Annotated in this window: 12 protein-coding genes; 2 read left to right on the top strand and 10 right to left on the bottom strand. The window is 59.4% G+C overall.

Annotated features, from left to right (window positions below; all coding sequences use genetic code 11):
• Window positions 1-4 precede the first annotated feature (4 nt).
• A complete protein-coding gene (locus tag VDP61_RS07715) occupies window positions 5-937 on the bottom strand; it encodes a VOC family protein (RefSeq protein WP_323006357.1) in 933 nt (310 codons plus the stop codon).
• A 377-nt stretch (window positions 938-1,314) separates the two neighbouring features.
• Here VDP61_RS07715 and VDP61_RS07710 point away from each other — a divergent pair, with 377 nt between their 5' ends.
• Complete coding sequence (locus VDP61_RS07710; protein WP_323006356.1) at window positions 1,315-2,808, top strand: phospholipase D-like domain-containing protein; 1,494 nt, start codon at window positions 1,315-1,317, stop codon at window positions 2,806-2,808.
• A gap of 56 nt (window positions 2,809-2,864) precedes the next feature.
• On the opposite strand, the gene VDP61_RS07705 is transcribed toward VDP61_RS07710, so the two are convergent.
• The 3 genes from VDP61_RS07705 to gltX all read right to left on the bottom strand — a co-directional run bounded on the left by VDP61_RS07705 (window position 2,865) and on the right by gltX (window position 6,340).
• Window positions 2,865-3,353, bottom strand: coding sequence for a DNA-3-methyladenine glycosylase (locus VDP61_RS07705; protein WP_323006409.1), 489 nt, complete (start codon window positions 3,351-3,353; stop codon window positions 2,865-2,867).
• A 182-nt stretch (window positions 3,354-3,535) separates the two neighbouring features.
• Window positions 3,536-4,831 (bottom strand): citrate synthase, encoded by a 1,296-nt coding sequence (locus VDP61_RS07700; RefSeq protein ID WP_323006355.1) that lies wholly within the window; start codon window positions 4,829-4,831, stop codon window positions 3,536-3,538.
• 102 nt (window positions 4,832-4,933) lie between these two features.
• Window positions 4,934-6,340, bottom strand: a complete 1,407-nt coding sequence (gltX, locus tag VDP61_RS07695) for a glutamate--tRNA ligase (protein ID WP_323006354.1) — start codon at window positions 6,338-6,340, stop codon at window positions 4,934-4,936.
• A gap of 160 nt (window positions 6,341-6,500) precedes the next feature.
• Here gltX and VDP61_RS07690 point away from each other — a divergent pair, with 160 nt between their 5' ends.
• Window positions 6,501-8,537, top strand: coding sequence for a ComEC/Rec2 family competence protein (locus tag VDP61_RS07690; RefSeq protein ID WP_416236507.1), 2,037 nt, complete (start codon window positions 6,501-6,503; stop codon window positions 8,535-8,537).
• Window positions 8,538-8,541: 4 nt separating this feature from the next.
• Here VDP61_RS07690 and lexA read toward each other — a convergent pair whose 3' ends face one another.
• The 6 genes from lexA to VDP61_RS07660 all read right to left on the bottom strand — a co-directional run bounded on the left by lexA (window position 8,542) and on the right by VDP61_RS07660 (window position 13,403).
• On the bottom strand, window positions 8,542-9,246 hold the full coding sequence (lexA, locus tag VDP61_RS07685; protein WP_323006352.1) for a transcriptional repressor LexA: 705 nt from the start codon (window positions 9,244-9,246) through the stop codon (window positions 8,542-8,544).
• Window positions 9,247-9,314: 68 nt separating this feature from the next.
• Window positions 9,315-10,493 (bottom strand): gephyrin-like molybdotransferase Glp, encoded by a 1,179-nt coding sequence (gene glp / locus VDP61_RS07680; RefSeq protein WP_323006351.1) that lies wholly within the window; start codon window positions 10,491-10,493, stop codon window positions 9,315-9,317.
• The gene (gene moaC / locus VDP61_RS07675; RefSeq protein ID WP_323006350.1) at window positions 10,490-10,969 is read right to left on the bottom strand and encodes a cyclic pyranopterin monophosphate synthase MoaC; all 480 of its coding nucleotides are present in this window, start codon (window positions 10,967-10,969) and stop codon (window positions 10,490-10,492) included. Before moaC ends, glp begins: the two co-directional genes overlap by 4 nt.
• A complete protein-coding gene (trpC, locus tag VDP61_RS07670) occupies window positions 10,969-11,781 on the bottom strand; it encodes an indole-3-glycerol phosphate synthase TrpC (RefSeq protein WP_323006349.1) in 813 nt (270 codons plus the stop codon). Before trpC ends, moaC begins: the two co-directional genes overlap by 1 nt.
• A gap of 27 nt (window positions 11,782-11,808) precedes the next feature.
• Window positions 11,809-12,825: an anthranilate phosphoribosyltransferase gene (gene trpD, locus VDP61_RS07665; RefSeq protein WP_323006348.1), complete on the bottom strand. Its 1,017-nt coding sequence runs from the start codon at window positions 12,823-12,825 to the stop codon at window positions 11,809-11,811.
• Entirely contained in the window at window positions 12,822-13,403 is a 582-nt protein-coding gene (locus tag VDP61_RS07660) for an aminodeoxychorismate/anthranilate synthase component II (RefSeq protein WP_323006347.1), read from the bottom strand. The genes trpD and VDP61_RS07660 overlap by 4 nt, the downstream gene beginning before the upstream one ends.
• Window positions 13,404-13,817: the final 414 nt, after the last annotated feature.

The raw sequence follows: 13,817 nt of genomic DNA, 5'->3' as shown, positions 1-13,817 counted from the left end.
CTTCCTAAGAGGCAATCGGGGGCAACAGGCGCTCAATCTCGGCGCGGTGCTGCTCGTAGCGGGTGGGCAGCTTCAGGGCCTGCCCCAGATTGGCGGTGTCTTCGTCGCGGTCAAAGCCGGGCTCGTTGGTTGCCACCTCAAACAGAATACCGCCGGGGGTGCGGAAATAGATCGCCCAGAAATAGTCGCGGTCGATCACGGGCGTCACCTGATAGCCGGTGTCGATCAGGGCCTTGCGCACCTCTAGCTGCTTGGCGCGGTTTTCCACCGCAAAGGCGATGTGATGGACCGACCCCGAACCCTGACTGGCCGCTTTGGCGCCCGAGGCTTGCTCAAGGTCGATGGTGTCGGCCGCATTGCCGCCCGCAACCCGGTAGCGGGTGACGTTGCCAGCGGTCTCGTCCTTTTGGTAGCCCATATAGGTCAGCAATTCGCCGGTGGCGGCCGCATCGCGCAAGGTGAAACGCGCGCCATGAAAGCCCAAAATCCCGGCATCTTGCGGCACATCGCTGCCGGTCCAGGGCGTGCGATCGCGCACCGCACTTTCCACCAAGGCAAAGCCGTCGCCATCGGGGCCGTCAAATTGCAGCCGATCTTCGCCCAGAAAGCTGCCCTCGCGCAGGCCGGTTACACCGTAATTGCCCAGCCGCTCTTTCCAGAACGACAGCGCACCTTTGGGCACCGCAAATTCAGTCGTGCCGACCTCACCCGTACCGCGCCGCCCTTTGGGCATCTGGCCGAAGGGAAAATAGGTCATCACCGAGCCGGGCGTGCCGATTTCATCGCCATAATACAGGTGATACACATCGGGTGAGTCAAAGTTGACGGTTTTCTTGACCCGACGCAGCCCAAGGGTTTTGGTAAAGAACGCGTTGTTTTCCAGCGCATCGCCCGCCATCGATGTGACGTGGTGCAGACCTTTGATGTCTTTGATCATCGTTTTGCCTTTCAAATCGTCTATCTGTTGTTGAAACCAAGATAGGGCAATTCAGCGTTGACCAGAATGGTTGTATTCTTGCATTTACTATTGTCTATATCGCAATAATGAACCCTGTGAAACATTGACCAATCTGACAGGGCTGCGGGGCTACGCTGGCGCGCTGATGCGGTACAATCGCTTGCGGGGGGCACGGTCGTCTGAAACAATGTGGGTAGGCTTCGGGTGTTTTCTGGCTTTTCCGGGCGGCTCTGCAGGCACCATCGCCCCGAGGTTGAACGCGGTTTGATCATGGCGGCCAGCAAGCCGCGATTGCCTTTGCAACTTGATCCCCGCGCCAGTCGTTTTATCTATTCTCGGATATATGAGGTTTTGAAATGGAATTTCTGCAGGGCGTCAACTGCTGGCGGATGGACCGCGCGGACAGGTTCAGCGTGATCGTGGATGGCAAATCCTATTTCCGGGCCCTGCGACAGGCGCTTTTGCAAGCCAGACAGCGGGTCCTTATGATCGGCTGGGATTTTGATTTCGGCATCGAAATGCTGCCCGGTGAAAGCGATGGCCATGACAACGCGCCTGACGGGTTTCCCAACCGCATCGGCCCGTTTCTGGATGCGCTGGCCGATCATAACCCGGACCTGAACATCTATATGTTGCAGTGGAGCGGCGGCGTGCTGCTTGCGCCGGGGCAGGTCTTGCCCTCGCTTCAGATGAAGTTTCTCTCGCCGGATCAGGTGCATCTGGCCTTTGATGGCCGTCATCCGGTGGGGGCCTGCCATCATCAGAAAGTTGTGGCGATTGATGATGTGACCGCGTTTTGCGGTGGCATTGATGTCACCGATGGGCGCTGGGATGACCGCGACCACCTGACCGATAACCCGCAGCGCAGGCTTTTGGATGGCGAGATTGCGCAGCCCTGGCATGACGCGGCGGTGGTGCTGGACGGACCTGCCGCGCACGCCTTGTCCGAACTGGCCCGCAGCCGCTGGGCGCGCGCCAATGGTAAAGATCTTGGGGCTTTGCCCGCCTCTTGTGACCCGATATGGCCGGGTAGCATCAAGCCCGATTTTACCCGCATCACGGTTGCCATTGCGCGTACCGAACCGCCCGAAAGCGACCGGGCGGCGATAAATGAGATTGAAACGCTGTATCTCGACGCGATCTCATCGGCCAAAGACTACCTTTATTTTGAATCGCAGTATTTCTGCTCTGATAAAATCACCGATGCTTTGGCGCGCCGCCTGAGAGAGGAGGACGGGCCGGAAGTGATTGTCATCAATCCCTTTGCCTCGCCCAACAGCGCCGAAGATATCGCCATGAATATCCCGCGCAACCGCATGATCCAACAGCTTGCCAAAGCCGACCATCACAGCCGCTTTGCGATCTATTATCCGGTCACGCGTGCAGAAGAACCGATCTACGTTCACGCCAAAATCCTGATCTCTGACGACAGGTTTCTGCGTGTCGGGTCCAGCAATATCGACCGGCGGTCGATGGGGTTTGATACCGAATGCGATGTCGCCCTGCTGGCCGAAGACATGGCCACATCGCATGAAATCCGCACGATCCTGCACGGGTTGATCGCTGAACATCTGGACCGAGATGCAAACGAGATTGACACAGAGGTCGCAAAAACCAAACGCCTGATCGCAACGATCGAACAGCTTAACCGGCCTTCGGGGCGCAGGTTGCGCCGGCTGGAGCAATCGCCGCCAAGCCCGATCAAGGAACTGCTTGCCGAAACCCGGTTCTTCGACCCCCGCTACCGCAGCAGCGCCAAGGCCAGAACCGGCATCACCGCGCGGCATCTGATCTGGGGCGCGGCACTGGCTGTCGCCGCAACGGTGCTGTGGAAGCGGCGGAAAAAGTGAAAGGGCTTGGCCGGTTTTATTGATGCGCTTTTGTTTGAAATTGGAAATGGGTTATTCTAAAATCTCCGGCTAAGCCCCTTTGCGCGCGCAAGCCCGAACCGCCACGGCATGTCTTGCGCCTTGCTGATGCCGATGCGGGTTCCGGTTAGAACTTTCGGGGTCGATGCGGGCAGGTTAATGGAAAACCCGTTGCTGTCGAATGCGACGCCATCATCTTTGCTACAAATGCCCAGTGCTTGGCCCAAGCGCCCGAGGTCATTGCAAAGCGACCCTGGCCCGCACCGTGTTTGCATGAGGTCCAAACCCAGTGTTGGGCAAAGTGCGCGCAGCAAAACAGCCTCGCCGGGCCGGGCGACGATATTGAGGCAAAGATGGATGCCGTAGGAACGATAGACATAAGCCTGCCCCGCCGGGCCAAACATCGACGCATTGCGCAAGGCCGGGCCGCGAAAGCTGTGAGAGGCGGGGTCATCTTGTCCATATGACTCCGTCTCAATGACACTACCGCCCGCGCCTGCACCATGATCGAATCCGCCAAACTGAATGGCGTTCAGCCCAAGCCCGCCCAGACCCCAAGATCAACCGCATAGACGGCCTGCAGCCATGGAATGCAGGCTAACGGCTGGCAGACCCGGACGGTTGCGCTTTACCCCTTCGCATTCGGGTGAGCTGCCAAGCCCCGATATGACTGCCAATCGCATCGGGAAGCAGCGGCCGCCGTAAAGTGTCAGCGTTTCGCGACAGGAACATAGTCGCGGTTGGGGGCACCGATATAAAGCTGGCGCGGGCGGCCAATCTTTTGCGTCGGGTCGCCGATCATTTCTTTCCACTGCGAAATCCAGCCCACGGTGCGAGAGAGCGCAAAGATCGGGGTGAACATCGAGGTCGGAAAGCCCATCGCATCCAAAATGATGCCGGAATAGAAATCAACGTTGGGATAGAGCTTTTTCGAGATGAAATACTCATCCTCCAGCGCGATCCGTTCCAGTTCCTTGGCGACCTGAAGGGTTGGGTTATTGTGGATGCCCATCAGCTCCAACACCTCATCCGCTGATTCTTTCATCACCGTTGCGCGCGGGTCAAAGTTTTTATAGACGCGGTGGCCAAATCCCATCAGGCGGAAAGGATCATTCTTGTCTTTGGCGCGGGCGATATATTCGGGGATACGATCAACAGTGCCGATTTCGCGCAGCATTTCCAGGCAAGCCTGGTTTGCGCCCCCATGTGCCGGGCCCCAAAGACAGGCGATGCCAGCCGCGATACACGCAAACGGGTTGGCCCCCGAAGACCCTGCAAGGCGCACAGTCGAGGTAGAGGCGTTTTGTTCGTGGTCTGCATGCAGCATCATGATCCGGTCCATCGCTTTGGACAGGATCGGATTGACCACATAATCCTCACAAGGGACGGCAAAGCACATGTGCAGGAAGTTTGACGCGTAATCCAATGAATTCTTTGGATAAACGAAAGGTTGGCCGACCGAATACTTGAACGCCATTGCCGCAATCGTCGGCAGTTTGGCGATCATGCGGATCGCGGCCACCTCACGCTGCCAGGGGTCGTTGATGTCAAGGCTGTCATGGTAAAACGCCGACATTGCACCGACCACGCCGACCATCGTTGCCATCGGGTGGCTATCGCGGCGGAAACCACGGAAAAAATTGTGCATCTGTTCATGCACCATCGTGTGCCGGGTTACGCGGCTTTCGAAGTCTGCCAATTCGGCCTCATTCGGCAGTTCTTCGAATAAAAGCAGATAGCAGACCTCAAGAAAATGCGATTCCTTTGCCAATTGTTCGATCGGATAGCCGCGATACAGCAGCTCGCCCTTGTCGCCATCAATATATGTGATCGCGCTTTCGCAGGCGGCTGTCGACGTGAAACCGGGATCGTAGGTGAAAACATCGGCCTGCGCATATAGCTTTCCAATATCAACGACATCGGGTCCGAGCGTGGGAGAGTACATTGGCAGATCAAAGGTCTTGTCGCCAATTTTAAGCTGTGCTGTTCCCGTTGTTTCTGCCATGATTCATCCCTTTTGCGGTTGAGCCCCTGTACTGGATGCACGGGGCCTTGAAGTGAACTTCCCTTGCGGGCTGTCTTTGGGCCCGAGAGGAGAGGCCGCAGCTTATCCGGCGGCGTCTTCCAGTCGGGCAATTGTTTCATTCTGCCCCAGTACCAACATCATATCATAAACACTGGGGGTCGCCGTGCGGCCGGCCAATGCGGCACGCAAAGGGGCGGCCAGTTTTCCAAAACCTATGCCATGGGCTGTGGCTGCTTCGGTCAAAATAAGCTCCAGCGTTTCTTTGGTCCAGCTAGCAGTTTGCAAGCGCGGCGTCAATGTTTTCAGTATACCACGGGATACCGCATCGAGCGATTTTGCCGAGGCCTCATCCGGCTGCACCGGGCGTGCATTCAGCGCAAACTCTGCCTTTTCAACAAGATCTGGGAACTTCTTCGCGCGATCTTTCAGGCAGTACATTGCGCGCGACATGCTGTCACGCTGGGGTTTTGTCAGCGGGGCTTTGCCTGCGGCGGCCAAATATGTCTCCAATTCATGCAGCAGTGCAGCATCATCGCTGGCGGCAATATGCTGACCGCAAAGGTTTTCCAGTTTCTTGAAATCCAGCCGCGCGGGCGAGCGACCGATTCCTTCAAGGTTGAACCACTCTTTTGCCTGCTCAGTCGTAAAGAATTCGTCATCACCATGCGACCAACCCAGCCGGGTCAGATAATTGCGCATCCCCGCCGCCGGGTAGCCCATGATCTGATATTCCTCTACACCTGTGGCGCCGTGGCGTTTCGACAGCTTTTTGCCGTCAGGCCCAAAAATCAACGGAATATGCGCCCAAACCGGAATTTCCCAGCCCATCGCATCGTAAACCATGGTTTGGCGGGCGGCGTTCTGCAAATGATCATCACCGCGGATAACATGCGTAATGCCCATGTCATGGTCATCGACCACCACTGCCAGCATATAAGTCGGCGTGCCATCCGAGCGCAGAACAATCATGTCATCCAGCAGGTCGTTGCGAAAGGTAACCGTGCCCTGCACCGCGTCTTCAATCACCGTCTCGCCACTTTGGGGGGCTTTCATGCGGATCACATAGGGCGCATCGGGATGGGTCGATGGTGGGGCCTCGCGCCACGGGCTTCGATAAAGCGTAGAGCGTTTCTCGGCGCCAGCCTCTTGCCGGAAGGCCTCGATTTCTTCTTGTGTGGCAAAGCACTTATAGGCCGCACCACGGGCCAGCATTTCATGGGCGACTTCGGCGTGGCGGTCTTTTTGTTCAAACTGGCTGACAGCCTCGCCATCCCAATCAAGCCCCAGCCATGTCATGCCGCGCACAATGGCCTGCGTCGCTTCCGGGGTTGAGCGTTCACGGTCCGTATCCTCGATCCGCAGCAAGAATTTACCGCCGCGACCACGGGCAAACAGCCAATTGAACAGGGCGGTTCTGGCCGTTCCGATATGCATATAGCCGGTGGGCGAAGGTGCGATCCGGGTGATGACAGGGCGATCAGACGACATGAGGAATTAACCTTTCGGAAACCAGGAGAGAGGTAGGGTCGGTCAGTGTCTAGGCAATCACGCAAGGAGTGACAAGGTGGGCAGGCTTGCAGCGCTGTTCCAGGTACCGTTTATCGCCCTTGCCCATGCGCGCGGGGTCCTGTTTGCTTGGGTGCCGGTGATGATCGCAGTTGGCATCGGCCTCTGGTTCAGCCTGAGGTTCGAGCCGGGCCCCTGGCATTATGGCGGGTTGCTTTTGGCCTTTGGCATCACGCTGGGCGTCTATCGGTTCGGGCCAGAGGTTCTGCACCCTTTGGCGATAGCGCTGTCTTGTGTGGCTTTGGGCATGCTGGCTGCGGGGGCGCGGGCGCATTTGATAGAGGCGCCGATTTTGGGTTTTCGCTATTATGGCGCGGTGGAGGGGCGGGTGATCAGCATTGACCGCTCTCAATCCGATATGATCAGGTTGACATTGGACCATGTGGTGCTGGCGCGGGTGTCACCGGCCCGAACGCCTGCGCGGGTGCGTGTGTCTTTGCACGGCGAACAAGGGGCCATGACCCTGGAGCCGGGGCAGATTGTCATGACAACCGCACATCTGTCGGCCCCCGAAGGCCCGGTAGAGCCCGGCGGGTTTGATTTTCAGCGCATGGCGTTTTTTGACGGGTTGGGCGCCGTTGGTTACACCCGCGTGCCGGTTTTGCTGTTGGCCCCCCCTGTGCCCGGCGCACAATGGATCAACCGGCTGCGGGCCTATATCCGGACGGGGGTCGAAGCGCGGGTGGGCGGTGATCCGGGGGGCTTTGCCGCCGCTTTGGTAACCGGGGATCGGGCCGGAATAAGCCGTGCGGCACAAGACAATCTGCGCGCAGCCAATTTGTCGCATTTGTTGGCAATTTCGGGGCTGCATATGGCGTTGCTGACCGGGTTTATCTTTGCCACGCTGCGTTATGGCTTGGCGCTGATCCCTGTTCTGGCGTTGCGGGTGAATGCCAAGAAATTGGCGGCGGCGTTGGCACTCATGGCGGGGGCGGTATATCTGGCGCTGTCGGGCGGCAATGTTGCGACCGAACGGGCCTTTGTAATGGTCGCCGTGATGCTTGGGGCGATCTTGTATGATCGACGTGCGCTGTCGATGCGGTCGGTGGCGCTGGCGGCTTGCGTGCTGTTGGTGGCGCAGCCAGAAACGCTGATGGAGCCGGGGTTTCAGATGTCATTTGCCGCGACCGTGGCGCTGATCGCGGGCTATGGCGCGCTGCGGGGGCGTTTGCTGCCGGCAGCGGTGCCTGGGTGGCTGACGCCGGTTTTTGCGGTGGTGTTCACGTCACTTTTGGCAGGCGTTGCCACCGGCCCGATAGCGGCAGCGCATTTTAACCGAATTGCCGGATATGGCCTGGTTGCCAATGTTCTGGCGGTGCCGGTCATGGGGCTTGCGGTGATGCCTGCGGCAGTTTTGGCCGGGGTTCTGGCCCCATTGGGGCTTGCCTCCCCCGCCTTGTGGATCATGGGCAAGGGCACGGCCTGGATTTTATGGGTCGCGCAGAGCGTGGCGGGGTGGGAAGGCGCGGTGCGGGCAGTGCCCAGCCCCCCCGCGACGGTCTTGCCGATCCTGGCTCTGGGGGCGCTTTGGGTGATTCTGTGGCGTGGAAAATTACGATTTGCCGGCGTGGCCCCCATGGCCCTGGCCTTTGGGCTCTGGGCAATGATCGAGCGCCCGCCGGTGTTGATCAGCGGCGATGGCAAGCTGATTGGGGTGACTACCGTTGCCGGACGGGCGCTTTCAGCACCCAAAGGCGCGGGGTTTGCGGCGCGGCAATGGTTGGAGAATGACGGGGATATGGCCGACCAGCCAACCGCAGCTGCGCGCGGCGGCTTTGATGGCCCGGCAACGATGCGGGGCTTTACGCTTGCGGGCTGGCGAATCGTGCAGATCAAGGGAAAAGAGACCCAGACGCGGCTGAGTGAGGCCTGTCAACTGGCCGATCTGGTGGTGATTGGTGCAAAGCTGGGTGTCGATGCCCCAAAGGGCTGCACTGTGATCGACGAAACCCGCCTGCGCCGCACGGGGCCATTGGCGCTATGGGTGCAGACGGATGGAAGCTTGAAGCTGATGCCAACAAAAACCCAGAGCCGATTATGGTCGGGATCACGACCGGAAAAGCCGATTGTTTTGGCCTCACCCTCGCTGCAAGCTGCGGCGAACCCCTTGAAACCGTGATGGATCAATAACTGCGGATCAGGCCAACCAAACGGCCCTGCACCTTGACTTGATGGTCGGGAAAAACGCGGGTTTCATAGGCAGGATTTGCGGCTTCCAGCGCGATCATGCTGCCACGGCGGCGAAAGCGTTTCAGTGTTGCCTCGGTATCTTCAACCAAGGCCACAACAATGTCGCCATTTTCGGCGGTGTTCTGTTCGCGGATCACCACGATATCCCCATCGTTGATCCCGGCTTCAATCATCGAATCGCCCTTGACCTCCAGCGCGTAATGCTGGCCCTTGCCAGAGAGCATGGAGCCGGGGACGGTAACATGGTGCGAAATTTCCTGAATGGCCTCAATCGGAACACCGGCGGCAATACGGCCCATAACCGGCAGTTCGAGTGCCGATACAGCGTCAACCCGCATTGCACCTTTGGGTGGGGCAACCCGTTTGGGCGGATCAACCCGGTCGCCATTGATAACCTTGGGGGTAAAGCCAGTGCGCTCCATCGCCTCGGGCAGTTTCACGATTTCGATCGCGCGGGCGCGGTGGGCAAGGCGGCGGATAAAGCCCCGCTCCTCCAGCGCCGTTATCAGCCGGTGAATGCCGGATTTTGACCGCAGATCAAGCGCCACTTTCATTTCATCGAATGAGGGCGGAACCCCTTCGGCATCCATGCGGTTCCGAATGAAATCCAGAAGTTCCAATTGCTTGCGTGTCAACATCGGCCATCCCCTTCAAAAGGTTGCCATCCTGTTCTGCCCTCGTTCTTGCTTTGTGTCAAGGGGTTTGGCTAAATTGGAAGGTATTCGACCGTATCGCCAACGCCGCGCGGGCCGTCATTGACGGGGCGCAGCAGCAGGGCATTGGCCTGTGATAATACCGTCAAAAGGGCAGAATCCTGGGCCGAGAAGGCAGTGATTTTCGGAATATCCGTGCCATGGTCAACGACAGCGCGCATATAATGGGCGCGGGGGCCATTGGCGGGCAGTGCTGCCGCCAGGGTGGCGCGCTGCATTTTGGGCGCAACCGAACCAAGCCCTTGCAAGGCGCGCAGCATAGGCAACATGAAGATATGGCCGCAAACGATTGAGGAAACAGGGTTTCCGGGCAACCCCAACATTGGCGTGCCGTTGATCCGTCCGGCCATAAGCGGCTTGCCGGGGCGCATGGCGACCTTATAGAAGGCGCGATCCATACCCATATCTGCAGCGACTTTTCCAACCAGATCATGGTCGCCGACCGATGCGCCGCCGATGGTGACAATCAGGTCGGCGCCCATGGCAAGGTTGAAAACCGTGGTCAGGCTGGCCTCGGTATCGCGGGCGATGGGCAGCAGGCGGGCGATGCCACCCGCCTCCTCGACCATCGCTTTCAGTGCCAGACCGTTGGAGGCGATAATCTGGTCGGGGCGCGGCACCTCACCCGGCATCACCAGCTCATCCCCGGTGGCAATGATGGCCACGATAGGGCGACGGATCACCGAAACCGCTGCCACATTCATCGCGGCCAGCAGGGCGACATCACTGGGGCGCAGCAGGCGTGGCGACAATGTATCGCCCGCTTTGAAATCCTGACCCATGGCGCGGATATGGGTGGCACTGTCGAGCGGATCGGACAGGGTGATCTGGTCACCGGCGCGGCTTACATCCTCTTGGATCACCACGCGGTCAGCACCGGGGGGCACTGGCGCGCCGGTAAAGATGCGGATGGCCTGACCGGGGGCAAGCGTGCCGTGCCAGGCGTGGCCGGCACTGGCCTCACCCACCAGGGCAAAACGGCTGCCAGCGGTGGCGGGGCCGCAGGTGGCGTAGCCGTCCATTGCAGCAGCGGCGAACGGCGGTTGATCACGCGTTGCGGTGGCCGGGTTGGCCATGAAGCGCCCGCAGGCCTTGGTCAAGGGAACGGTTTCGGCATCGAGGCAGCGCACCAGGGCAAAGACACGGGCCAGCGCCTCCTCAACCGAGATCATGGCGCGGCCTCATAGCGGCCCGACTTGCCGCCATCTTTCAAGATCAGCTTGGTTGCGGTGATTTCCATAGCCTTGTCAACGGCTTTCATCATGTCATAGATGGTCAGGGCGGCGATGGATACTGCGGTCAGCGCCTCCATCTCGACCCCGGTCTGGCCGCCGGTTTTCACTGTGGCCGTGATCATGACGCCAGGAAGGGCGGCATCCGGCACCAGATCAATCGCAACTTTGGTAATCGGCAAAGGGTGGCAGAGGGGAATCAGATCGGCGGTTTTTTTGGCTGCCATGATCCCGGCAAGCCGTGCGATGCCCAGCACATCGCCTTTGGCCGCGCGACCATCGGTTATGATCGCCAGCGTCTCGGGGGCCATTTTCACGGCGCTTTGGGCAACGGCAATGCGGGCGGTGACGGGTTTGGCAGAAACATCAACCATATGCGCATGACCTGCGGCGTCAAAATGGGTAAGGCCTGACATCAGAACCCTCCTTGTGCTGCGTAGGGGTTGGCCAGCAATCTGCGGGTCGCACTTTCGACATCGGGCTGCCGCATCAGGCTTTCGCCAATCAAGAAGCAGCGTGCCCCATAGCGGGCGACATCGGCAAGGTCTTCGGGCGTGAACAGGCCGGATTCCGAAATGATCAGCCGATCTTCGGGCACACGGCGGGCAAGATCACGGGTGGTTTGCAGATCCAGATCAAAGCTGTGCAGGTTGCGGTTGTTGATGCCGATCAACGGTGATTTCAACAGGGCGGCCCGCTCCAGCTCATGCGCGTCATGCACCTCGATCAGCACATCCATCCCAAGGCCAAAAGCGGTTTCTTCCAACTCTCGGGCCTGCGCATCCGACACAGAGGCCATGATGATCAGAATGCAATCGGCTGAAAGCGCGCGGGCTTCGACGATCTGATAGGGGTCATACATGAAATCCTTGCGCAGGCAGGGCAGGGTTGTCGCCTCATGCGCGGCGGTCAAATACGCATCGGCACCCTGAAATGAGGGCGTGTCGGTCAGCACCGACAGGCAGGCGGCGCCCCCGGCCTCATAGGCGCGGGCAAGGGCTGCCGGGTCGAAATCGGCGCGGATCAGCCCCTTGGAAGGGCTGGCCTTCTTGATCTCGGCAATCAAGCCATAGCCAGCGGTTGATGCCGCGCGCAGGGCCTCGGCAAAGCCACGAGGGGCAGGGGCCTCATCGGCCAGGGCCTGAACCTGTGCCAGTGGCTTTGCGACCTTGCGGGTGGCAACCTCTTCCAGCTTATAGGTTTTGATCCGCTCTAGAATGGTGCTCATCTGATGGCCGTTCGGTAAATGGGGGGGTTAAGGACTGGTGGTGATGCGTATAAGCGCGTCAATCTTGGCGCGGGCAGCGCCCGAGTCAATGCTGCTTTTGGCCATCTCGACACCGGATTTCAGGTCGCTGGCTGTGCCTGCCACCAACAGCGCCGCAGCAGAATTCAGCAAAACGGCGTCGCGATAGGCGCCCGCTGCCCCATGCAAAAGCGCGCGTAACGCGGTGGCGTTTTCAGCCGGACTGCCGCCCATGATCGCCTCAAACGGGTAGACGGGCAGGCCCGCATCTTCGGGGTGAATCTCGAATTCGGTAATTGCCCCGTCTTTCAATGCGGCTACTTTTGACGGGGCCGCAATCGACAGCTCATCCGTGCCATCCCCCCCATGCACCAGCCACGCAGAGGTGGAGCCAAGTGCCTGCAGCACCTCGGCCATCGGGCGGATAAGGGCGGCGTCATAGGCCCCGGTCAGTTGCAGCTTTACGCCTGCCGGGTTGGTCAGCGGACCAAGGATATTGAACAAGGTGCGGGTGCCAAGTTCCAGCCGCACCGGGGCGACATGGCGGGTTGCAGGGTGGTGCATCGGGGCCATCATGAAACCAATGCCAGCCTCGGCAAGGCAGCGTTCCACCACGGCGGGCCCGATCATCACATTCAGCCCCATTTCGGTCAGCGCATCGGCGGCACCGGATTTGGACGACAGATTGCGGTTGCCATGTTTGGCCACGATGACGCCCGCCCCGGCCACGACAAAGGCGGTGGCGGTGGAAATGTTCAGCGTGCCCTTGCCATCGCCGCCGGTGCCGACGATATCCATGGCACCGGCCGGGGCCACGACCGGGGTGCATTTGGCGCGCATCACACTTGCGGCGCCGGCAATCTCCTCCACGGTTTCGCCGCGCATCCGCAGCGCAATCAAAAAACCGCCCATCTGGGCCGGTGTGGCATTGCCTTCGAACAGCGCGGTAAAGGCGGTTTCCGCCTCGGCGCGGGTCAGCGGGCGGTCGCAGGCGGTGCCAATCAGGGATTTGAGTCGATCGCTCATGCGGCCACCTTTACGCGACCAAGGAAGTTCCGCAACAATTGGTGGCCATGTTCGGATTTGATGCTTTCGGGGTGAAATTGTACGCCCTCAACGGGCAGGCTTTTGTGGCGCAAGCCCATGATGGTGCCATCCTCCAGCCAGGCGGTTGTTTCCAGACAGTCGGGCAGGCTGTCACGATCCACCACAAGGCTGTGATAGCGGGTGGCAAGAAAAGGCGAGGGCAGGCCGGCAAAAACACCGGTGCCATTGTGCTGCATCGCGCCCAGTTTTCCATGCACGATCTCATGGCAGCGCACGACTTTGCCACCAAACGCCTCGCCAATGGCCTGATGCCCGAGACACACGCCGAGCAGGGGAATTTTCGCCTCGGCTGCGGCCATGATCAGCGGCAGGCAAATGCCGGCTTGCGCTGGTGCACGGGGGCCGGGCGACAGCACAATCATGTCAGGCCGCAGCGCCATTGCACCCTGCACATCCACCGCATCATTGCGCATAACGCGAACATCCGCGCCCAATTCACCCAGATAATGCACAAGATTATAGGTGAAACTGTCATAATTGTCGATCAGAAGTAGCATTTTGGATGCAGCCATTTGTTTTCGTTATGCTTCGTTCCTGGGCATTTTGATGGATAGGCAAGGACCATATGCTGTTCCGCCAACTGGCCAAAGGAATTTAGCTTTCACCAAGGTTATCGCTGATCCCGTGTGCGGTGTAAACTGCGCCGCACAAAAGCTTTTGGCGGGTGGCCCGTCGGCCATGGGCGAAAGCGGTCTGGCAATGTTTCTTGTCTGGCGCGCGCACCGAACCGTGCACCACAGGCAGGCCAGTCTTTTGGATCTGTAATTTCAACAGGTATTCTATTCACAGAGTATTAACCAGGTTCGGCTAGGGATGAAGCTTCAGGAATCCATCGTGGGAAAGCACTTCAACATATGGGGTAAATGCGGCGCCACATCTGTTCAGAACGTGCCTTACCTAAAAGTTGTGAC

Origin of the sequence: Pseudorhodobacter sp., assembly GCF_034675685.1 — a bacterium.
Taxonomy (GTDB): Bacteria; Pseudomonadota; Alphaproteobacteria; order Rhodobacterales; family Rhodobacteraceae; genus Pseudorhodobacter.
Note: the sequence above shows the minus strand (reverse complement) of the source record. Positions and strands in the feature narration are given on the sequence as shown.

Bases quoted from the DNA above. Each gene is read 5' to 3' on its own strand.
- VDP61_RS07715 (WP_323006357.1), bottom strand. From the start codon at position 937: ATGATCAAAGACATCAAAGGTCTGCACCACGTCACATCGATGGCGGGC.
- VDP61_RS07710 (WP_323006356.1), top strand. From the start codon at position 1,315: ATGGAATTTCTGCAGGGCGTCAACTGCTGGCGGATGGACCGCGCGGAC.
- VDP61_RS07700 (WP_323006355.1), bottom strand. From the start codon at position 4,831: ATGGCAGAAACAACGGGAACAGCACAGCTTAAAATTGGCGACAAGACC.
- gltX (WP_323006354.1), bottom strand. From the start codon at position 6,340: ATGTCGTCTGATCGCCCTGTCATCACCCGGATCGCACCTTCGCCCACC.
- VDP61_RS07690 (WP_416236507.1), top strand. From the start codon at position 6,501: ATGATCGCAGTTGGCATCGGCCTCTGGTTCAGCCTGAGGTTCGAGCCG.
- lexA (WP_323006352.1), bottom strand. From the start codon at position 9,246: ATGTTGACACGCAAGCAATTGGAACTTCTGGATTTCATTCGGAACCGC.
- glp (WP_323006351.1), bottom strand. From the start codon at position 10,493: ATGATCTCGGTTGAGGAGGCGCTGGCCCGTGTCTTTGCCCTGGTGCGC.
- moaC (WP_323006350.1), bottom strand. From the start codon at position 10,969: ATGTCAGGCCTTACCCATTTTGACGCCGCAGGTCATGCGCATATGGTT.
- trpC (WP_323006349.1), bottom strand. From the start codon at position 11,781: ATGAGCACCATTCTAGAGCGGATCAAAACCTATAAGCTGGAAGAGGTT.
- trpD (WP_323006348.1), bottom strand. From the start codon at position 12,825: ATGAGCGATCGACTCAAATCCCTGATTGGCACCGCCTGCGACCGCCCG.
- VDP61_RS07660 (WP_323006347.1), bottom strand. From the start codon at position 13,403: ATGCTACTTCTGATCGACAATTATGACAGTTTCACCTATAATCTTGTG.